Genomic DNA, 20,063 nt, shown 5'->3' on the forward strand with positions numbered 1-20,063 from the left:
GAAAGGCGCTGGGCTCCTGAAAGGCAGAGCGCTGGTGAAGGGACGGGCGCTGCCGATCGCCGCGGCCGTCGCGGTGGTGGCGCTCGCCTGCGCGGTCTGGTTCGCCGTGCAGGCCTCGGCCCTGCAGCCGGAGGACAACGCGGCGCTGGTCGACCAGCAGGCCACCACCGAGCTGTGCGACCAGGTGAGCGCGGGCGTGAAAGCCGTGTTCTCGTACGACTACGGCGATCTCGGCCGCACCACCCGCGCCGCCGCCGACGTGCTCACCGGCGCCGCCGTGGACCAATACCGCACACAGTTCGCCGCGGCGGGCAAGCGCGCGGCGGCCGGGAAACTGATCCGTACCACCACGATCCGGTCCATCGGCGTCCGCACGCTGCACGGCGACGACGCCTCGCTGCTGCTCTTCCTCGACCAGCAGACCATCACCCCGGGCGGCGGGGCGCCGCAGTCGACGGTGGCGCAGCTCGCCGTCACAGCCCATCGAACCGACGGGCAGTGGAAGATCACCGGCCTCGACGCGCTCTAGCCGTCCCAGACCCCGGCGCCTTGGCGCACCACGACCACCGGCGCCGGGCCCGCGGACGGCCAGAGGTCGAGGACATAGCGGAAGTGCGCGCCGTACTCGAAGTCGTTCCACTCCGCGTCCGGCGGGCCACTCTCCACATAGGACACCCGCACCCGGTAGCGCCCGGGCTCGACCGGCAGGTGGTGCTCCTGGCTCGGGTAGTCCGAGGGGCCGGCGACGGTGAGGGTGCCGCCGCGGACGTCCAGATCGGCCTCGACCGCGTGCTCGGCGTCGTCCGGAACGGCGGGCTTCACGGGGTGGACCGAGACCTCCGCGTCGACCAGGTCGGACCGCGCCGTGGCCACGGCCAGGGAGAACGGCTCCACCGCGATCCGGTGGGAGGACACCGCTTCACTCGTCCACCCGCCGTCACCCGGCCGCCAGGCCGAGCGGTCGCGCACCGAGAACTGACGCTGGTCGGCATGAACCACTAGACGCACGCGCCCCACGCTAGACCCTGGACAGGGGGTCATCGGAAATGATAGTGACGCGCGGTTTAGCGTGGTGTCCATGACCACTGCTCCCGTCGACGTCGACACCGCCCGCCGAGACTACGCGGCGCTCGTCGACCGCGGCCTCTCCCTGGACATCACCCGCGGCAAGCCGTCCCCCCGGCAGCTCGAGCTCTCCGCGGACCTGCTGACGCTGCCGAACGGCCAGTACAAGGCCGAAGACGGCACGGACACGCGCAACTACGGCGGCGGCGCCAAGGGCCTGCCGGAGCTGCGCCGCGCGTTCGCCGAAGCGCTGCAGGTGCCGGTGGACCAGCTGCTCGCCGTGGGCAACTCGAGCCTCGAGCTGATGCACGACGCCGTGGTGCAGTCCCTGCTCAGCGTGCTGCCGGGCGGCGAGCGCCGCTGGGCCGACGAGCCGCGGATCGCGATGCTCTGCCCGGTCCCGGGCTACGACCGGCACTTCCACCTGGCCCAGCGGTTCGGCATCGAGCTGATCCAGGTGCCGATGACCGAGGCCGGCCCGGACCTGGACGTGGTCGAGCGCCTGGTCGCCGAGGACGCCGGCATCAAGGGCATCTGGTGCGTGCCGAAGTACTCGAACCCGACCGGGGCCACCTACTCCGACGACACCGTGCGCCGGCTGTCCACCATGACCACCGCGGCGCCGGACTTCCGGATCTTCTGGGACAACGCCTACGCCGTGCACCACCTCACCGAGGACGAGCCGGCGCTGGCCGACGTGCTCGCGCTGTGCGCCGAGGCGGGCAACGCGGACCGCGTGTTCGTCTTCGGCTCCACCTCGAAGATCACCTTCGCCGGGTCCGGCGTCGGCTTCTTCGGCGCGTCGCCGGCCAACATCGCCTGGTGGTCCGGCCTGGCCGCCAAGCGCACCATCGGCCCGGACAAGGTGAACCAGCTGCGGCACGCGCTGTTCCTCAAGGACGCCGACGGGGTCCGCGCCCACATGCGCGAGCACGCGGCGATCCTGGCGCCGAAGTTCGCCGCCGTGGACCGCATCCTGACCGAGGAGCTGGGCGACTCGGGCCTGGCGAGCTGGACCCGCCCGGCCGGCGGCTACTTCATCACGCTGACCGCGCCCGAGGGCACCGCCAAGGAGATCGTGCGGCTGGCCAAGGAAGCCGGCGTCGCGCTGACCCCGGCCGGCGCCACCCACCCGTACGGCGACGACCCGGCCGACGCGACGATCCGCATCGCGCCCTCGTTCCCCGAGGTCGCGGAGCTGGAAGAGGCCGTCCGCGGCCTGGTGGTCTGCCTGCGGCTCGCGGTCGCCGAGCGCGCCTGAGCAGGGAATCCGGGCCGCCGCCGTTTCGGTAGGGTCGGCGGCGGCACGGATTTCTCCTCGGGGGGTTGGGTTGATGCGGGTTCTCGTCGCCGGCGGCGGCATCTCGGGCACGGTCACGGCGATGGCCCTGCGCCGCGCGGGCCACGAGGCCGTGGTCTTCGAGGCCTACCCGTCCGGCGGAGCGGACGCGGGCGCGTTCCTCACCGTGATGCACAACGGCATGGACGCCCTGCGCGCGATCGAGGCCGACGGCCCGGTGGTCGACGCGTCGTTCGCCGCCCTGGGCGTCGAAATCGTCGGGCCCGACGGCACAACGGTGAGCACCCGCGACTTCGACGACGTCGGGCTGGCCGGCCCGCGCACGCTCACCCGCGCCACGTTCTACCGTGTGCTGCAAGAGGAAGCGAGCCGCCGCGGCATCTCCGTGACGCACGGGCGCCGGCTGGTCTCGGCCGAAGCCGGCCCGGACGGGGTGGTCGCCACCTTCGACGACGGCACCACCGAATCCGGTGACGTGCTGATCGGCGCGGACGGCCTGCACTCGGTGGTCCGCACCCAGATCGACCCGGACGCCGACCGGCCGCGCTTCACCGGCCTCACCGTCGTCTACGGCTACACCCGCGCCGGCGGTTTTCCCGCCGCCCCGGGCATTTACCGGATGATCCGCGGCAGCCGGGCCGGTTTCGGCTACACCACGGCGCCGGACGGAGCGACCTTCTGGTTCGCCCGCATCGACGACGCCGAGCGGCCCCGCGCCGAGATCACGGCGGTGACCCCGGCGCAGTGGCGCGAGTTCGCGCGCGAGAAGTTCGACGGCGATCCGTTGCCCTGCGCGGACATCATCGCGGCCACCGGCGACGAGGTCTTCGGCGGCCACTCCTACGACGTGCCCACCACCCGGCTCTGGTCCACCGGGCGGATGGTGCTGGTCGGCGACGCGGCCCACGCGGCGTCCCCCTCGGCCGGGCAGGGCGCCTCGATGGCGCTGGAGGACAGCGTGGTGCTCGCGCTCTGCCTGCGGGACCAGCCGGACGCGCCCTCGGCCTTCGCCTCGTACGAGCGATTGCGCCGCACCCGCGTGGAAAAGCTGGTGGCCGCGAGCGCGGGCGAGGACGTCGGCGAGGAGCCCGGCTGGCTGTACCACCACCACATCGACTGGAACGCGCGGATTACCTCGTGATTAGCCGGTGCGGCGGGCGCGCTCTGGCTACGATCCGTCCATGACACAACCCGCGCCCCCACAGCAGTTCCCGATCCTGCTGTCCACTATGAACGATCTGCCCGGCTACCGCGTGGTTCGCGTGTTCGGCGAGGTTTTCGGGCTGACCGTGCGCAGCCGCAACATGTTCTCCAACATCGGCGCCGGCTTCAAGTCGATGGCGGGCGGTGAGCTGAAGGGCCTTTCGAAGCTGCTTTCGGACTCGCGTTACGAGGCGCTGCACCGCCTTTCGCAGGAAGCCATGCAGCACGGCGCGAACGCGGTGCTCGCGCTGCGCTTCGACTGCAACGAGATCGCCCAGACGGCCAGCGAGATCGCCGCGTACGGCACCGCCGTGTACGTCGTCCCCGAAGGCGGGCAGCAGCCCCCGGCCGGCCAGCAGCAGGGTCAGCACCAGCCGGGCCAGCCGCCGCAGCAGCAGCCTCCGCAGCAGGGACAGCCGCAACAGCAGCAGCAGTTCCAGCCGCCGCAGAACTTCCAGCAGGGCTGAGCCCTTAGCGCCCCAATGTGGCGTTCGGTGCGTTCAACGCACCGAACGCCACATTGGGGTGCTTCAAGCGAACCAGGGGGCCATCGGCGTGAAACGGACTACTTCCGGTACAGCGCTTCGATGTCGCCGGCGTAGTTCTTGCTCACCACGTTGCGCTTGAGCTTCATGCTCGGCGTGATCTCGCCGCCCGCCTCGGTGAAGTCCTTGGCCAGCACGGTGAACTTCTTGATCGCCTCGGCGTGCGAGACCTGCCGGTTGGCCTCGTCGACCGCGGCCTGGATCTCCTTGAGCAGGTCCTCGTCCGTGGCCAGGTCGGCGACGGTGGCCTGCGCGGGCTTGCCGTGCTGGGTCTTCCAGGACGGGAAGTACTCCTCGTCCACGGTCACCAGCGCGCCGATGAACGGCCGCTGGTCGCCCACCACCATGGCCTGGCTGATCAGCGGCGAGGCCTTGATCGTGTCCTCCAGCCCGGACGGCGCCACGTTCTTGCCGCCGGCGGTGACGATGATCTCCTTCTTGCGTCCGGTGATCTTCAGGAAGCCGTCGGCGTCCAGCTCGCCGAGGTCGCCGGTGTGGAACCAGCCGTCGGTGAGCGATTCGGCGGAAGCCTCGGCGTTGTTGTGGTACGCGCCGAACACGACCCCGCCCTTGACCAGGATCTCGCCGTCGTCGGCGATGCGGACCGAGTTGCCGGCCACCGGCTTGCCGACGGTGCCGACGCGGAACGCGGTCTTGGTGTTCACGTTCGCCGCCGCCGAGGTCTCGGTCAGGCCGTAGCCCTCGAACACCGGCACGCCGATGCCGCGGAAGAAGTGCGCCAGCCGCGCGCCGAGCGGGGCGCCGCCGGACACCGCCGCGACGCAGCGGCCGCCGAGCGCCGCGCGGAGCTTGCTGTAGACCAGCTTGTCGAACACCAGGTGCTTGGCGCGCAGGCCGAACCCGGCGCCGGCACCGTCCAGGGCCTCGCTGTACGCGACCGCGACGGCCTCCGCCGCGTCGAAGATCTTGCCCTTGCCTTCGCTGTGCGCCTTCTGCTTCGCGGAGTTGTAGACCTTCTCGAACACCCGCGGCACGGCGACCACGAACGTCGGGCGGAAGGTGCCCAGGTCGGGGACCAGGTTCTTGACGTCCGGGGTGTGCCCCAGCGTGACCCGGGCCGAGAGCGCGGTGACGGCGATCGCGCGGGCCAGGATGTGCGCCAGCGGCAGGAAGCACAGCAGCGAGTTGCCCTGCTCCATCAGCTCCGGGAAGGCCTCGATGTCGGCCCGGATCTCGGTCAGCAGGTTGCGGTGCGTCAGCTCGACGCCCTTGGGCCGGCCGGTGGTGCCGGAGGTGTAGACGATCGTGGCCAGCTCGCCCGCGGACACCGCGCGCCGCCGGGAGTGCAGGTCCTCGTCGGAGATCTCGGCGCCCAGCGCGGTCAGCTCGTCGATCGCGGGCGAGCCGCCCTCGACCTGCCAGGTCAGCTCCAGCGCGGTCAGCCGGTCGCGGACCTGGTCGACGGCGCCGCGGTGCTCGTCGGTCTCCACGATCACGGCCTTCGCGGCCGAGTCCGAGAGGATCCACTGCACCTGCTCGGGCGAGGACGTCTCGTAGATCGGGACAGTGACCGCGCCGGCGGCCCAGATCGCGAAGTCGATCAGGGTCCACTCGTAGCGGGTCTTCGACATCAGGGCGACGCGGTCGCCGTGCCCGACGCCGGCCCCGGCGAGGCCCTTCGCGACCGCGGCGACCTGGTCGGCGAAGTCCTTCGCCGTCACGTCGAGCCAGCTGCCGTCGACCTGCCTGCGGAAGCTGACGACGTCGGAGAACCGCTCGGCGTTAGCCCAGACGACATCCGCCAGGTTCTCGTCGTCGGTCACCGGCTTCCCGGCGGGGGCGCTGTATTCGCGCACGTGGACCTCCGTGTTCGACGCGTGCGGTTACCCGCCGGTCAACTTAGCTTGCCGTAGACCTTAAGACCACGCCGCGGCGGCCCGCCGGACGAGGTCATGACATTCTGCGCCTGTGAACCCCGGACCACCTGCACTGGACCTCGTGGACGAGACCTTCATCGTGGTGCCGCCGAGCACCGTCGCCGCGGCGTTCGCCGACCCGGCCGCCTGGCGGCGGTACTGGCCGGACCTCTCGCTCGAGGTCTACACCGACCGCGGCGACAAGGGCCTGCGCTGGACCGTGACCGGCGCGCTCGTCGGTACGATGGAGGTCTGGCTGGAACCCGTGCTCGACGGCACCGTGCTGCACTACTTCCTGCGCGCGACGCCCACCGGCCCCGGCGGCGCGCCGCGCGAGCTGAGCCCGCGCGAGCTGCGCCGTGAGTTCGACCGCCGCGCCCGCGCGGCGAAGGAGCTCACGCTGGGGCTCAAGGACGTCCTCGAGGACGGGCGCGAGCCCGGGATCCCGCCACAGTGGCTGCAGCCCGAGGACTAGGAGGGTCTTGTGCGGGTTCACGTCGTTTCGGACGTGCACGGCAACGCCGACGCGCTGAAGCGGGCCGGTGAAGGGGCGGACGCGCTGGTCGTGCTGGGCGACCTGCTCGACTTCGTCGACTACCGCGAGCACGACAAGGGCATCATGGGCGCCCTGTTCGGCGCGGAGCGGGTCGGCGAGTTCGCGCGGCTGCGCCGGGAGGGCAGCCGGGACGAGACCGTGGCGTACTCCCGCACGCTCTGGGCCACCCTGGACGACCCGGCCGCGGCCGTCGACGAGGCGGTGCGCAGCCAGTACGCCACCCTGTTCGCCTCGATGACCGCGCCCACATACGCCACCCCTGGCAACGTTGACGCACCCGCGCTGTGGCCCGAGTTCACCGGCTCCGGCGTCGAGGTGCTCGACGGTGAGGTGACCACCATCGGCGGCCTGCGGTTCGGCTTCGTCGGCGGCGCGGTGCTGCCCGAGGGCGTGGTGCCGCGGCCCCGCAAGGGCGCGGCCTGGCGGCCCTACCTGCGGGCCCGCGAGGAGTTCGACGAGTCCGTGGCGAAGCTCGAGAACGTCGACGTGCTCTGCACGCACATCCCGCCGGCGGTGGCCGACCTGACCTACGACGTGGTCGCGCGCCGCGCCGAGCTGGGCTCGAAGGCGCTGCTGGAGCTGATCCGCGAGCAGCGGCCGCGGTGGTCGGTGTTCGGCCACGTGCACCAGCCGCTGGCCGCGCGGCGGCGGCTCGGGCACACCGAGTGCCGTAACGTCGGTCACTTCAAGGAGACCGGGCAGCCCTACGTGCTGCGCTGGTGAAGACGCTCTCCGGCTACGCTTCGTCCCATGGCCGAGCAGTCCACGCAGTCCATCGAGGTCGACGCCGAGCCCGCCCGGGTGCTGGCGGTGATCGCCGACTTCCCCGCCTACCCCGAGTGGGCGAAGGCCGTCCGTGAGACCGAGGTGCTGGGCACCGACGAAGCCGGGCGCGCGAAGCAGGTGAAGCTCACCCTGGACGCCGGCCCGATCAAGGACGTCTACACGCTCGAGTACGACTGGGACGCCACCGGCCTCGGCGTCAGCTGGCACCTGGTCAAGGGCCAGATGCAGAAGGCGCAGAACGGCCGGTACGCGCTGGAGGCCTTGGCCGGCGGGCGCACGAAGGTCACGTACACGCTCTCGGTGGAGCTGGCGCTGCCGATGATCGGGCTGCTGCGCCGCAAGGCGGAGAAGATGGTCATGGACACCGCGCTGAAGGAACTCAAGAAGCGGGCCGAAGGCGGGGAATAGGGCGAGCGCATGCGGATCCTGCTGTTCACCGGCAAGGGGGGTGTCGGGAAGACCACGCTCGCCGCGGCCACCGCCACCGCGCTGGCCGGCCGCGGCAGGAAGACGCTCGTCGTCTCCACCGACCCGGCGCACTCGCTCGGCGACGCGTTCGGCCGCCCGCTCGGCGCGGAGCCGTCCGAAGTGGACGTCGCGCCCGGCACCGCCGCGGTGGCGAACCGGCTGTCCGCGGTGCAGGTCGATTCCCGCTCGCTGGCCGACCGGACCTGGGACGACCTGCGCGGGCAGCTGCGCTCGACGCTGGCCGGCGTCGGCCTCGATGCGCTGGACGCCGAGGAGCTGACCGTGCTGCCGGGCGTCGACGAGCTGCTCGCGCTCACTGAGGTGCAGCGGCTCGCCGAGCACGGCCCGTGGGACACGGTGGTGGTCGACTGCGGCCCGACCGCCGAAACGCTGCGGCTGCTCGCGTTGCCCGAAGCCGTTTCGGGGTACCTGAAGCGGATGTACGGCTGGAAGGCGGGCCGGCGCGGCCGCGTGGTGGACTCGGTGGGCCGGCTCGGCGCCCACCTGGAGTCGCTGCGCGCGCTGCTCACCGACCCGGCCGTGACCACGGTGCGGCTGGTGCTCACGCCCGAGCGGGTGGTGGTCGCCGAGGCGCGCCGCACGCTCAGCGCGCTGGCGCTGCGCGGCATCGCCGTGGACGGCCTGATCGCGAACCGGCTGATGCCCGCGCCCGGCTTCTGGCGCGGTTCGGCGGCCGCCTGGCTGCGCACCCGGCGGACCCAGCAGGACGCGGTGCTGGCCGAGCTGGCGGCCGCGGGCTTCGGGCCGCGCGAGCTGGCGCGCGTCGAGCACCGGGCGAGCGAGCCGGTGGGCGCGCGGGCGCTGGCGGAGCTGGCCGAGGAGCTGTACCACGGGCAGGACCCGTTGGCGGGCAACGGAAAGCCCGTCACCCCGTTGCTCCAGGTGAGCCCGTCCGAGGACGGCTTCCGCCTGCGCGTCGCGATCCCGCTGGAGCGGGACGCGGACGTGGACCTCGCCCGCGTCGACGACGACCTGGCGATCACCGTGGACGGCTTCCGCAGGCTGATCGCCCTGCCCGGGCCGCTGCGGCCGTGCCGGATCACCGGCGCGGAATCCGACGCCGACGGCCTGGTGGTCAGCCTGGCCGGGAACCGGGGACCCGGGTGAGCGACGAGGACGAGCACGGCGCCGAAGGCCTGCGGCTGGCCGAGGAGATCCGCCTGCTGACCGAGATGCTGGTGGAGCGGGCCGCGCCGTGGCTGGACGGGGTGATCTCGGCCGGGCACGGCGGTGACGAGTCCCACGAAGCGGGGGCCGAGGGCGGTTCGACGTGCGGCTGGTGCCCGCTGTGTGCCATCGTCGCCGTCGTGCAAGGTGAGCGGCCGGAGTTCGCCGCCCGGGTGCTGGAACAGCTGGCCCAGCTGGTGGCGTTGCTGCGGGCGGTGCTCGCCGACCGGTGGGAGCCGGACGAGGGCGTGCACATGCCGGGCTTCCGGCCCGCGCCGCGGCCGGCGGCGGCGTCCGAGGCGCCCGCGGAGGGATCGCGGGTGCAGCACATCGCCGTCCTCAAGCGGGAAGACTGGCGGCCGGAGCAGGAGAGCTGAGTGCTGACGATAGGGGTGGACGTCGGGGGCACGAGTGTGCGCGCCGGCGTCGTGGACGAGCGGGGTTCGCTGCTGGACACCGCCCGCGTCGGGACGCCGAGCGAGGAGAACGCGCTCGAGGACGCCATCGCGGGCGTCGTCGAGGACCTGCGCAACCGGCACGACGTCGCGGCCGTCGGGCTGGCCGTGGCCGGGTTCGTGACGCGGGACCGCCGTTCGGTGATGTTCGCGCCGCACCTGGCCTGGCGCGACGCGCCGGTGGCCGACCGGATCTCCAAGCGCGTGGGCCTGCCGGTGACGCTGGAGCACGACGTGAACTCGGCCGTCGTCGGCGAGCACCGGTTCGGCGCCGCGCGCGGCGCGCAGGTGGCGGCGCTGGTCGCGCTGGGCACCGGCATCGGCGCCGGCCTGCTGCTCAACGGCGAGATCTACCGCGGCGCGTACGGCGTCGCGCCCGAACTGGGCCACCTGACCATGGTGCCCGGCGGGCGGGCCTGCCCGTGCGGCAAGTACGGCTGCTGGGAGCGCTACTGCAGCGGCACGGCGCTGGCCGCCACGGCCGTCGAGCTGCTCGCGCGCTACCCCGGCCGCTCGACGGTGCTGTCCCGCGAGATCGCCGGCGACCCGGGCTCGGTCACCGGCCGCCGGGTGGCCGGCGCCGCGCGCGACGGCGACCCGATCGCGCTGCGGGCGATGGCCGAGCTGGCCAAGTGGCTCGGCGAGGGCCTGGCGCTGGTGGCGGACGTGTTCGACCCGGAGATCATCGTGATCGGCGGCGGGGTGTCGGAGTCCGCGCCGCTGTTCCTCGACGAGGCCCGCGAGCATTACGCCGGGGCGATCACCGGCGCCCGCTACCGTCCGCTGGCCCGCATCCGCACCGCGCACCTCGGTGACGACACGGCGATCGTCGGCGCCGCGGCGCTGGCCGTCGACGCCGCGAAGGCTCCCGGAGCCGAAGTCGGTGTGACAGGCTGAAGGCGTGACGCCGAGGACCGCCAACCGCTTCGTGCGGTGCACCACCTGCGGCCGGCTGCACTGGGGCGCGTTCGGCGCGGCCGGGCTCCTGCTTTCGGATCCCGCGCGCGGCGTGCTGCTGCAACGACGGGCCTGGTGGGTGCACAACGGCGGCACCTGGGCCCTGCCCGGCGGCGCGCTGGAAGTGGGCGAGACCGTGCGCGACGCGGCCGCCCGCGAGGCGTGGGAAGAGGCGGACGTGGCGAAGTCGGACTTCCGCGCGTTGTCGGCTTCGGTGCTGGACCACGAAGTCTGGCGCTACACCACAGTGCTCGGCGTCGCCCACAGCTCGCTCGACGCGCGCGTGGCGAACCAGGAGAGCGCGGAGGTCCGCTGGGTCGAGCCCGACGCCGTCGCGGATTTGCCGCTGCACAGGGATTTCGCCGGGTCTTGGCCACTGCTGCGCGCACAGATCGGCCGGGAGCTGGTGCTGGTGGTGGACGGCGCGAACGTGGTCGGCTCGCGCCCGGACGGCTGGTGGCGTGACCGCCGCGGCGCGGCCGAGCGGCTGCGCGACCGGCTGGTGAAACCGGCCGAGTCGGGGATCCCGGACGCGGTCGCGGGGATCGGCGCCGGGCCGGAGTGGACGTGGTGGCCGCGGGTGGTGCTCGTCGTCGAGGGGCAGGCCCGCGGCGTCGAGCCGGTGCCCGGCGTGCAGGTCGTCTCCGCCGAGACCGACGGCGACTCGAAGATCGTCGAGGTCACCGCGTCGGCCCGCACCCGCCCGGACGACCACGTGGTGGTGGTGACGGCCGATCGTGAGCTGCGCGGCCGCGTCACGGACCTCGGCGCTTCGGTGATGGGGCCGGGCACGCTGCTGCGCCACCTCGACGGCTGAAGGCTCCGGTAAGGCCTCCTTAACCGCGTTCTACGCCGGTAAGGAGGCCTTAACCGCGTCCTACGCGGGCAAGGAGTCCTTGACGGACTTGCCCGGCTCAGCGGGCGATGCCGTCCCGCATCTCGGCGACCAGCGACGCGACCACTGCCTTGAGCGAGCCGTTGTACTGCTTCGCCACCGCCCGTTGCCGCAGGTAGCTCGGGCCGCAGGCCAGGATCGTCTCGACGTCGCGCAGTTCGGCCGCGCAGTCGAGGCGGCGGGCCACCGGCTCCAGGCGGTCCAGCAGGTCGGCGATGTCGTCGGTGACCAGGCGCTCGCGGCCGGCGGCGTCGAGGATGACGATCGCGTCGATGCCGTAGCGGGCGGCGCGCCACTTGTTCTCCTGGACGTGCCACGGCGGCAGCGTCGGCAGCCGCTCGCCGTTGTCCAGGCGGGTGCTGAAGTCCTCCACCAGGCACTGCGTCAGCGCCGAGATGGCGCCGACCTCCTCCAGTGTCGGCAGGCCGTCGCAGACGCGCATTTCGATCGTGCCGAAGTGCGGCGCCGGGCGGATGTCCCAGCGGATCTCGGAGAAGTGGTCGATCACGCCGGTGGTGAACATGTCGGCCACGTACCGCTCCAGCTCGCTCCATTCGGCGAACTGGAACGGCAGCCCGGCCGTCGGCAGCTGCTGGAACATCAGCGCCCGGTTGGACGCGTACCCGGTGTCCTCCGCGCCCCAGTACGGCGAGGACGCCGAGAGCGCCTGCAGGTGCGGCGCGTAGTTCAGCATCGCGTCGAGCACGGGCAGCGCCTTGTCGCGGTGGTCGAGGCCGACGTGCACGTGGACGCCGTAGATCAGCATCTGCCGGCCCCACCACTGGGTGCGGTCGATCAGCTTGGCGTACCGCTCCTTGTCGGTGACTTTCTGCTGGTACCAGTTGGAGAACGGGTGCGTGCCGGCGGAGAACAGCTCCACGCCCAGCGGGTCGGTCACCTTGTGCACCACGTCGAGCGATTCGGTGAGGTCGGCCTTCAGCTCGGCGACCGTGGTGCAGACGCCGGAGATCACCTCGATGGTGTTGAGCAGCAGCTCCTGTTTGATCTTCGGGTGCTCGGCGGCGCCGTCCGGGCGCACCTGGTCGAGGATCCGCTCGGCGACCGAGGACAGCTCGCCGCTGCGCCGGTCCACCAGCGCCAGTTCCCACTCCGCGCCGATGGTCGAACGGCGTGAAGGGGTGAAGTCGATCCGCATGCCCGCCCGGTCAGACCTGGGCGCCGTTGTGCGGGTCCGCGCCGGGCGGCGGGCCCTGGCGCACGCGCAGCAGCAGGAGCGCGATCGCGGTGGCGAGCGCGAGGATGCCCAGCGGCATGGACAGCGAGGGACTGACGCCGATCAGGTTCGGCACGATCAGCAGCAGCAGCCCCACCACGAAGAACAGCAGGACCACGAACGCGCCCTTGCGCGGGCGGGGCAGGGGCGGCGGCTCCGGCGGGACGAAGTGCTCGTCGTCCTCGGCCGGGTCGTCGGAGAACATGGTGGCGTCCCACGTCGTGCCGCCGCCGCGCCAGCCTTCGCTCGGCTCGGCGGGCTTCTCCTGCTTCGCGGGCGGCGTGCTGGGCGGGCTGGTGTCCGAGGGCCGATCGGCCGCCGTGTCCTCGGCGACCTCCAGCGCGTCCTCGGCGAACACGCCCACCCCCTCCGCGCGCAGGTCCGCCACGATCTCGGCGAACGTCGCGTCGACGTCCTCAGGCCCGTCCGTGCCTTTCCCCCTGCTCATCAGGCACCTACCTGTCCCGCCCGCGTCGCCCGGGCGAAGTCGACACTGCTGCTGAAGATCAGTTCCGCGTCGTTGTCCTGGGTCGCGACGTGAAAACTGTGCTCCAGCACCACTTCGGTGACGTCCGTGCTGGAGATCCCGGCCAGCACGAGCCGTGAGTTCTCGGGCTCGACGACGTGGTCGACCCGCGAGTGCAGCAGCAGCACCGGCTGCGTGACCTTGCCGAGGTCGGCGCGCACCAAGCGCCACAGCTGCGCCAAGCTGGCGGCGGCGCGCACCGGGGTGCGCGGGTAGGCCAGCTCCGTCTCGCCGGGCTTGGCGATGTCGTTCGCGATCGCGGGCACCGAGGGGACGACGTGCGCCAGCAGCGGCAGCAGCTCCGTGTCCCACTTCAGCCGGGTCACCGACGGGTTGACCAGCACCAGGCCGGCGATCCGGTCGCCGAACTCCTCGGCCAGCCGCAGCGTGAGCGTGCCGCCCATGGACAGGCCGCCGACGTACACCGTCTCGCAGGTGGACAGCAGCGCGAGCAGCTCTTCGCGGACGGCGCCGTACCAGTCTTGCCAGGTCGTGCGGTTCAGGTCCTGCCAGCGGGTGCCGTGGCCGGGCAGCAGCGGGCAGCGGACCGCGTACCCGGCTTCGGCCAGGTGGTCGCCCCAGGCCCGCAGCCCCGCCGGCGTGCCGGTGAAGCCGTGGCAGAGCAGGAACCCGGCCCCGGACGAACCGGTGTGGGCGAACGGTTCCGCGCCGGCGAGCACGCCCATGACGAACGCCTTCCGATCGAAGCGGTGTAGGTCTTCCATGCTCTCACGCTCGCGCGGTGTTGTGGGGCCCCGGCCGGTGCCCGTGCTCACCCGCCTGCGCTGTGAGATCGGTCGCTGCCGGGCAGTAGCCCCCGGTCTCGCATTGTGCGCGGACCGCCGGGTTTCGTAGTCTTGACGACTGAGAACTCGGACGTCGGGCCACGGGAAGGACAAGAGCGCGGTGGTGTACTGGCTCATGAAGTTCGTGTTCATCGGTCCGCTGCTCAAGACGCTGTGGCCGACCAAGGTCGTCGGCGCGGAGAACATCCCCGAGACCGGCGGCGTGATCCTGGCCGGCAACCACCTCGCGGTGGCCGACTCGTTTTTCATGCCGCTGCGGGTCAAGCGCAAGGTCACCTTCCCGGCCAAGTCCGAGTACTTCACCGAGCCGGGCCTGAAGGGCCTGCTCAAGAAGTGGTTCTTCACCGGCGTCGGGCAGATCCCGATCGACCGCTCCAGCGGCAACGCGGCGCAGGCCGCCCTCGACACCGCCACCCGCCTGGTCCGCGAGGGCCACCTGCTCGGCATCTACCCCGAGGGCACGCGCTCGCCCGACGGCCGGCTGTACAAGGGCAAGACCGGCGTCGCCCGGATCGCGCTGGAGTCCCGCGGCCTGGTGGTGCCGGTGGCCATGGTCGGCACCGACAAGGTCAACCCGATCGGCTCCAAGATGTGGTGGCCGCGCCGGCTGGAGATCCGCTTCGGCACGCCGCTGGACTTCTCGCGGTACGACGGCCTCTCCGGCGACCGCTTCATCGAGCGGTCGATCACCGACGAGATCATGTACGCGCTGATGGAGCTGTCCGGCCAGGAGTACGTGGACATCTACGCGGCGAAGGCCAAGGAGCTGATCGCCGCCGAGGCCGCGGGCGTCAAGGCGAAGGTGCCGGAGCAGCCCACGGGCCGTGCCGCCGACCGGGTGCCCGAGACCAAGGCGGGCTAGCGGCGCTCCGAAGCGACGCTGATACGTTTTCGCGATGCGTTTTTTCTACGACACCGAGTTCATCGAGGACGGCGTGACGATCGACCTGGTGTCGATCGGTGTCGTTGACGAGCGCGGCCGCGAGTTCTACGCCGTGTCGACCGATTTCGACCCGGGCAAGGCCGGCCCCTGGGTGCGGGACAACGTGCTGCCGAAGCTGCCCTCGCCGGCCGACCCCGCGTGGCGCAGCCGCGAGAAGATCCGCACCGACCTGCTGGAGTTCCTCGGCAAGCCGCCGGGCGGCATCGAGCTGTGGGCCTGGTTCGCGGCCTACGACCACGTCGCGCTGGCCCAGCTGTGGGGCCCGATGCCCGCGTTGCCGCGCCAGCTGCCGCGCTTCACGCGTGACCTGCGCCAGCGCTGGGAGGACGCGGGCAAGCCCAAGCTGCCCGCCGCCCCGACCGACCAGCACGACGCGCTGGCCGACGCCCGGCACAATTACCAGCGCTGGGACGTCATCGAATCGGCCTTCCGCCGCCGCTGACACCGGGGCTTGCCGTGATGGGGGAGCGCGGTGCGTCGTCTGCTTGCTGTTTTCGTGGGGCTGGTGCTTGTCGCGGGACTGGCCGCGTCGGCACCGAGCCCGACTTCGCCGCGGGACTACCTGATCTACGCGCTCAGCCTGCTGCGGGCCCGCTCGATCGACCGGGATTCCCTCGACTGGCCTGAGGTGGAAGCCGGCGCGTTGCACCTGGCGGCGAGCGCGTCCGACCGGGCGGGCACCTACCCGGCGATCCAGAGCGTGATCCGGCAGCTGGGCAACCCGCACACCAGCCTGCTCACCCCCGCGCAGGCCGTGCCCCCGCTGCCGCAGACCATCGAGGTGCCGTCCAACTGGACCTCCGGTGACGTGGCCGTGCTGACCATCCCCGCGTTCACGTTCGACCCGGACGGCGAACGCCGTTACGTCGCCGCCGGGCAGACCGCGGTCGCGAACGCCGATTCGGGCCGTCCGTGCGGCTGGATCGTCGACCTGCGCGGCAACATCGGCGGGGCGATGGCCCCGATGCTCACGGTCCTGGCGCCGCTGCTGGACGAGGGCCTGCTGGGCTCGTTCGAGGGCCCCGACGGCACGAGCACCTGGACCCTGCACGCCGGTCAGGTCCTGCTCGACGGCCGGCCGCAGGCCGCGGAGGTCAACCCGCTGCGCCTGGCCCGCCCGCAACCGCCGGTCGCCGTGCTCACCGACGGCCAGACGGCCAGCTCGGAGAAGCGACACTCGTGGCGTTCCGCGGTCTCTCCCGCACTGCCAGCTTCGGTCAAGCCACTGCTGGTTTCGCCACCGGCAACGAGGCCTACCGGCTCAGCGACGGCGCCGTCCTGCGGGTCACGTCCTCGCGCGACGTCGACCGGGCCGGCCGCGTTTACGACAACATCCCGATCCAGCCGGACCACCCGCTGCCCGCGGCCGCGACCACCGATCAGGAGGTCGCGGCCGCGACGGCCTGGCTGCACACCCAGCCCGGGTGCGCCCGCCACTGAGTCAACGGCGCGCGCGAACGGCCGCCGCGAGCGTGTCGAGCAGGCCGGTGGTCGTGTCCCAGTCGAGGCAGGCGTCGGTGATCGACTGGCCGTAGGTGAGCTCGGAAGCCCGGCCCAGTACCAATTCCTGGCGTCCGGCGGTCAGGAAGCTCTCCATCATCAGCCCGACGATCCCGCGCTCGCCCGCGGCGATCCGCGCGGCCAGCTCGGTCACCACCTCGCCCTGGCGGACGTGGTCCTTGCGGCTGTTGCCGTGGCTGGCGTCGATGATCACGCGCTCCGGCAGGCCCGACTTCTTCAGCCGCCCCAACGTCTCCGTCACCGAGGCGGGGTCGTAGTTGGGGCCGGCCGAGCTGCCGCGCAGGATCACGTGGCAGTCGGGGTTGCCGGAGGTGGTCAGCAGCGCCGCCAGGCCGTCGACGTTGATGCCGGGGAACACGTGCGACGCCGCGGCCGCGCGGGTGGCGTCGACCGCCACCTGGATGTCGCCCTCGGTCGAGTTCTTGATCCCCACCGGCATCGACAGCGCGCTGCACAGCTGCCGGTGCACCTGGCTCGCCGCCGTGCGCGCGCCGATCGAGCCCCAGGTGACGATGTCGGCGATGAACTGCGGCGTGATCGGGTCCAGGAACTCGCACCCCACCGGCAGGCCGAGCGCCGACACGTCGAGCAGCAGCTTGCGGGCCAGCCGAAGGCCCTTGTTCACGGCGAAGGTGCCGTCGAGGTCCGGGTCGTTGATCAGGCCCTTCCAGCCCAGCGTGGTGCGCGGCTTCTCGAAGTACACGCGCATCACGATGTGCAGGTCGCCGCGCAGCTCCTCGGCCTTGGCGGCCAGCTTGCGGGCGTAGTCGAGCGCGGCTTCGGGGTCGTGCACCGAGCACGGGCCGACGACGACGGCGAGCCGGTCGTCGCGCCCGTCGAGGATGTCGACAGTCTCACTGCGGCCGGTTTGCACGACCTTGGCCACGGCGGCGTCCACGGGATGGTCCTCGCGGAGCAGGGCGGGGGAGATCAGCGGGCTGATCGCGGTGGTGCGCTGGTTGTCCAGCGAACCCGCGTCGGCGGGCCCGGCACTCAGCTGGGGGGTGATCACGGCGGGTGGTTCCTTCCTGGAGGACACCGACCCGCGGGCAACTCGCCGAGCCGGTGGAAATCCGGCTCGGGCGGTGGTGGTCAGCGCAGGTTCACGCCGCCGTGCCCACCCGGGGCCGGCTTCGTAAACCAGAAATAGCGCTGCACGAGGCCAAGGTAGCACAAGCGTGACGGTGTACCGATTCGCCAGGTGGTACGGGCTGCACCGATCCAGAGGAAAGCCGCTACCCTGGCGGCGAAATGTGACTGCAATCTCCACGTGACGAAAAGACGGAGGCTCGAGATGCGTGTCGGTGTGCTGACGGGTGGCGGGGACTGCCCGGGCCTGAACGCGGTGATCCGCGCGGTGGTCCGCAAGGGCATCGAGGTGCACGGCTGGGAGCTCGTCGGCTTCCGCAACGGGTGGCAGGGGCCGCTCACCGGCGACAGCAGGCCGCTCGGCCTCGACGACGTCGAAGACATCCTCACCCGCGGCGGCACGATCCTGCGCTCCTCGCGGACGAACCCGTACAAGGTCGACGGCGGGGTCGAGAAGATCAAGTCCGTGCTGGCCGAGCAGCAGGTCGACGCGCTGATCGCGATCGGCGGCGAGGACACCCTCGGCGTCGCGAAGCGGCTGACCGACGACGGCGTCGGCGTGGTCGGCGTGCCCAAGACGATCGACAACGACCTGGGCGCCACCGACTACACGTTCGGCTTCGACACCGCGGTGTCCATCGCGACCGAGGCGATCGACCGGCTGCACACCACCGCGGAGTCGCACCACCGCGCGCTGGTCATCGAGGTCATGGGCCGGCACGCCGGCTGGATCGCGCTGCACTCCGGCGTGGCCGGCGGCGCGAGCGTGATCCTCATGCCGGAGCGCGAGTTCTCCGTCGACCAGGTCGTGGAGTGGGTCGAGCGCCGGTTCGAGCGCGAGTACGCGCCGATCATCGTGGTGGCCGAGGGCGCGCTGCCCGAGGGCGGCCAGGAGAAGCTGCTGACCGGCGAGAAGGACTCCTTCGGGCACGTCCGCCTCGGCGGCATCGGCAACTGGCTCGCCGACGAGATCGCCCACCGCACCGGCAAGGAGTCCCGCGCCGTGGTGCTCGGGCACGTGCAGCGCGGCGGCACGCCGACCGCGTACGACCGCGTGCTCGCCACGCGCTTCGGCCTGCACGCGGTGGACGCGGTGGCCGACGGCGACTTCGGCGTGATGGTGGCGCTGAAGGGCACCGACATCGTCCGCGTGAAGCTGTCGGAGGCGACCGCCGAGCTCAAGACCGTGCCGCTGGAGCGGTACGAAGAGGCCGAGGTCTTCTTCGGCTGAGTCTTTCCCGCGCCGGGTGGGACCAGCCCCACCCGGCGTACGGGGGCGCGCGGGATTCCGGGCGCCCCGGGTGATCATTACCTTCGCTGCCATGCGGATTCTCTTGGCGGGCTTGGCCCTGTTCTCCCTGGCGGCGGTCCCCGGCCCCACAGTGCCCACTGTGTCCACTGTGTCCACTGTGGACGGGATCTGGCAGGCCGATGGCTACGGCCAGTTCGTGGCGGTCTCAGGCGGCCGGCTGACCACGTACGACGTCACTTCGGTCAGCTGCCTGCCGGGCTCGCTCACCGGCACCGGCGACGGCACGACGTTCACCACGAGCGAGGGCACCGTCGCCACGATCCGCCAGGACAAGCTGAGCTTCGACGGCGACCTGGGCGTGCGCTCGCTGCGCCGCCTGCCGGGCGGGCTGCCCCGCGCCTGCCAGGCGGCGCCGGACCGGAGCGCACTGTCCACTTTCGACGTCTTCTGGCACACCTATGCCGAGAACTACCCGTTCTTCGCGGCGAAGGGCGTCGACTGGCGGGCCGAGGGCCAGGCCGCGCGAGCCGAGGTGGCCGCGCACCCGGAACGGCTGTACGACGTCCTCTGCGGACTGATCACCCCGCTGCACGACGCGCACGTCGGCCTGCTGACGCCGGACAAGCGCTGCACGTCGCCGCGGCCCGGCACGCCGGACCCGTCGATCATCCCGCGGGCCGTCGCTGTGACGGACGCCGCGCTCAGCGCCCCGGTACAGCGCTGGGCGGACGGGGCGATCTCGTACGCCGACCTGCCGGGTGGCCTCGGCTACCTGCGGATCACCGGATTCCAGGGCTACACGGACACTTTCGCCGGTGATCGCGAGGTCCTGGACCACGCGCTCGACGCGATCTTCACCGCTTCACGCGTGGGCTCGCTGCGCGGGCTGGTGCTCGACTTGCGGGTGAACGGCGGAGGCGCCGACCCGCTCGGCCTCGCCGTCGCGGCCAGGCTGACCGACGCGCCGCACTTCGCCTACGCCAAGCGCACGCGCAACGACCCGGCCGACCCGTCGCGGTTCACCGCACCGCAGCCGTTCACCGTGCGCCCGGCCGCCGGACCGCGCTACACCGGCCCGCTCGCCGTGCTGGTGGGGAACCTCGACGTGTCGGCGGGGGAGACGTTCACGCAGGCGCTGCTCAACCGCACCCCGCGGCAGGTGCTGATCGGCGAGAACACCCAGGGCGTCTACTCCGACACGATGGACCGGACGCTGCCCGAACCGGGCTGGACCGCCGTCGTGCCCAACGAGGAGTACCTCGACCCGCGCGGGCGCACGTACGACGGCACGGGCATCAGCCCCGACGTCCGCACGCCGGTCTTCACCCCCGTCGAGTTGGCGGCCGGCCGCGACACCGCGCTGGCCACGGCACGCCGTCTGCTGGGCGGCCGCTGAC

At 72.1% G+C, this 20,063-nt stretch carries 22 protein-coding genes and 1 pseudogene; 17 read left to right on the top strand and 6 right to left on the bottom strand.

The annotated features are described in order from the left end of the window. The first annotated feature begins 34 nt into the window (after positions 1-34). A complete protein-coding gene (locus tag OG371_RS29545) occupies positions 35-529 on the top strand; it encodes a hypothetical protein (RefSeq protein WP_329058595.1) in 495 nt (164 codons plus the stop codon). Here OG371_RS29545 and OG371_RS29550 read toward each other — a convergent pair. Continuing rightward, positions 526-1,008: a hypothetical protein gene (locus tag OG371_RS29550; protein WP_329058597.1), complete on the bottom strand. Its 483-nt coding sequence runs from the start codon at positions 1,006-1,008 to the stop codon at positions 526-528. The two genes, OG371_RS29545 and OG371_RS29550, sit on opposite strands and share 4 nt — an antisense overlap. 70 nt (positions 1,009-1,078) lie before the next feature. Between OG371_RS29550 and OG371_RS29555 the strand changes: the two genes are divergently transcribed. The 3 genes from OG371_RS29555 (at position 1,079) to OG371_RS29565 (ending at position 4,035) form a co-directional block, all read left to right on the top strand. Continuing rightward, a complete protein-coding gene (locus OG371_RS29555; RefSeq protein ID WP_329058598.1) occupies positions 1,079-2,326 on the top strand; it encodes an aminotransferase class I/II-fold pyridoxal phosphate-dependent enzyme in 1,248 nt (415 codons plus the stop codon). Positions 2,327-2,399: 73 nt separating this feature from the next. Next, positions 2,400-3,506: an FAD-dependent oxidoreductase gene (locus tag OG371_RS29560; protein ID WP_329058600.1), complete on the top strand. Its 1,107-nt coding sequence runs from the start codon at positions 2,400-2,402 to the stop codon at positions 3,504-3,506. 40 nt (positions 3,507-3,546) lie between these two features. Beyond that, positions 3,547-4,035 (top strand): YbjQ family protein, encoded by a 489-nt coding sequence (locus OG371_RS29565; protein ID WP_329058602.1) that lies wholly within the window; start codon positions 3,547-3,549, stop codon positions 4,033-4,035. A gap of 98 nt (positions 4,036-4,133) precedes the next feature. On the opposite strand, the gene OG371_RS29570 is transcribed toward OG371_RS29565, so the two are convergent. Further along, positions 4,134-5,930, bottom strand: coding sequence for an AMP-dependent synthetase/ligase (locus OG371_RS29570; RefSeq protein WP_329058604.1), 1,797 nt, complete (start codon positions 5,928-5,930; stop codon positions 4,134-4,136). 112 nt (positions 5,931-6,042) lie between these two features. Here OG371_RS29570 and OG371_RS29575 point away from each other — a divergent pair, with 112 nt between their 5' ends. Genes OG371_RS29575 through OG371_RS29605 form a run of 7 tightly spaced genes read left to right on the top strand, consistent with a single transcriptional unit; the run spans position 6,043 to position 11,217 of the window. Then, a complete protein-coding gene (locus tag OG371_RS29575) occupies positions 6,043-6,465 on the top strand; it encodes a polyketide cyclase / dehydrase and lipid transport (protein ID WP_329058606.1) in 423 nt (140 codons plus the stop codon). A gap of 9 nt (positions 6,466-6,474) precedes the next feature. Further along, positions 6,475-7,269 carry a metallophosphoesterase family protein gene (locus OG371_RS29580; protein ID WP_329058608.1) on the top strand — a complete coding sequence of 265 codons (795 nt, stop codon included), beginning with the start codon at positions 6,475-6,477 and terminating at the stop codon, positions 7,267-7,269. Between the two features lie 27 nt (positions 7,270-7,296). Continuing rightward, the gene (locus OG371_RS29585; protein WP_329058610.1) at positions 7,297-7,740 is read left to right on the top strand and encodes an SRPBCC family protein; all 444 of its coding nucleotides are present in this window, start codon (positions 7,297-7,299) and stop codon (positions 7,738-7,740) included. Between the two features lie 9 nt (positions 7,741-7,749). Then, the gene (locus tag OG371_RS29590; RefSeq protein WP_329058612.1) at positions 7,750-8,928 is read left to right on the top strand and encodes an ArsA family ATPase; all 1,179 of its coding nucleotides are present in this window, start codon (positions 7,750-7,752) and stop codon (positions 8,926-8,928) included. Continuing rightward, entirely contained in the window at positions 8,925-9,365 is a 441-nt protein-coding gene (locus OG371_RS29595) for a hypothetical protein (RefSeq protein WP_329058614.1), read from the top strand. The genes OG371_RS29590 and OG371_RS29595 overlap by 4 nt, the downstream gene beginning before the upstream one ends. A gap of 15 nt (positions 9,366-9,380) precedes the next feature. Continuing rightward, on the top strand, positions 9,381-10,340 hold the full coding sequence (locus OG371_RS29600; RefSeq protein WP_329073297.1) for an ROK family protein: 960 nt from the start codon (positions 9,381-9,383) through the stop codon (positions 10,338-10,340). 4 nt (positions 10,341-10,344) lie between these two features. Continuing rightward, a complete protein-coding gene (locus OG371_RS29605; RefSeq protein WP_329058616.1) occupies positions 10,345-11,217 on the top strand; it encodes an NUDIX domain-containing protein in 873 nt (290 codons plus the stop codon). 97 nt (positions 11,218-11,314) lie between these two features. Here OG371_RS29605 and OG371_RS29610 read toward each other — a convergent pair whose 3' ends face one another. Genes OG371_RS29610 through OG371_RS29620 form a run of 3 tightly spaced genes read right to left on the bottom strand, consistent with a single transcriptional unit; the run spans position 11,315 to position 13,741 of the window. Next, positions 11,315-12,451, bottom strand: a complete 1,137-nt coding sequence (locus OG371_RS29610; protein ID WP_329058618.1) for a glutamate--cysteine ligase — start codon at positions 12,449-12,451, stop codon at positions 11,315-11,317. Positions 12,452-12,461: 10 nt separating this feature from the next. Continuing rightward, positions 12,462-12,977: a hypothetical protein gene (locus tag OG371_RS29615; protein ID WP_329058619.1), complete on the bottom strand. Its 516-nt coding sequence runs from the start codon at positions 12,975-12,977 to the stop codon at positions 12,462-12,464. Continuing rightward, positions 12,977-13,741, bottom strand: coding sequence for an alpha/beta hydrolase (locus OG371_RS29620; protein ID WP_329073298.1), 765 nt, complete (start codon positions 13,739-13,741; stop codon positions 12,977-12,979). Before OG371_RS29620 ends, OG371_RS29615 begins: the two co-directional genes overlap by 1 nt. A 220-nt stretch (positions 13,742-13,961) precedes the next feature. Here OG371_RS29620 and OG371_RS29625 point away from each other — a divergent pair, with 220 nt between their 5' ends. The 4 genes and pseudogenes from OG371_RS29625 to OG371_RS29635 all read left to right on the top strand — a co-directional run bounded on the left by OG371_RS29625 (position 13,962) and on the right by OG371_RS29635 (position 16,244). After that, positions 13,962-14,723: a lysophospholipid acyltransferase family protein gene (locus OG371_RS29625; protein ID WP_329058621.1), complete on the top strand. Its 762-nt coding sequence runs from the start codon at positions 13,962-13,964 to the stop codon at positions 14,721-14,723. Between the two features lie 34 nt (positions 14,724-14,757). After that, on the top strand, positions 14,758-15,246 hold the full coding sequence (locus tag OG371_RS29630) for a polyadenylate-specific 3'-exoribonuclease AS (protein WP_329058623.1): 489 nt from the start codon (positions 14,758-14,760) through the stop codon (positions 15,244-15,246). A 372-nt stretch (positions 15,247-15,618) separates the two neighbouring features. Then, positions 15,619-15,957: pseudogene (locus OG371_RS47535) on the top strand (S41 family peptidase); the annotation flags it as partial. A gap of 26 nt (positions 15,958-15,983) precedes the next feature. Then, positions 15,984-16,244 carry a S41 family peptidase gene (locus OG371_RS29635; RefSeq protein ID WP_329058625.1) on the top strand — a complete coding sequence of 87 codons (261 nt, stop codon included), beginning with the start codon at positions 15,984-15,986 and terminating at the stop codon, positions 16,242-16,244. A 1-nt stretch (position 16,245) separates the two neighbouring features. Here the strand turns inward: OG371_RS29635 and OG371_RS29640 are convergent, their stop codons facing one another. Next, a complete protein-coding gene (locus OG371_RS29640; RefSeq protein ID WP_329073299.1) occupies positions 16,246-17,334 on the bottom strand; it encodes a 3-deoxy-7-phosphoheptulonate synthase in 1,089 nt (362 codons plus the stop codon). Positions 17,335-17,619: 285 nt separating this feature from the next. Between OG371_RS29640 and OG371_RS29645 the strand changes: the two genes are divergently transcribed. Continuing rightward, positions 17,620-18,645 (top strand): 6-phosphofructokinase, encoded by a 1,026-nt coding sequence (locus OG371_RS29645; RefSeq protein WP_329058626.1) that lies wholly within the window; start codon positions 17,620-17,622, stop codon positions 18,643-18,645. A 91-nt stretch (positions 18,646-18,736) separates the two neighbouring features. Next, on the top strand, positions 18,737-20,062 hold the full coding sequence (locus OG371_RS29650) for a S41 family peptidase (RefSeq protein WP_329058628.1): 1,326 nt from the start codon (positions 18,737-18,739) through the stop codon (positions 20,060-20,062). Position 20,063 lies beyond the last annotated feature (1 nt).

Origin of the sequence: Amycolatopsis sp. NBC_01480, assembly GCF_036227205.1 — a bacterium.
In the GTDB taxonomy this organism is placed as follows: Bacteria; Actinomycetota; Actinomycetes; order Mycobacteriales; family Pseudonocardiaceae; genus Amycolatopsis.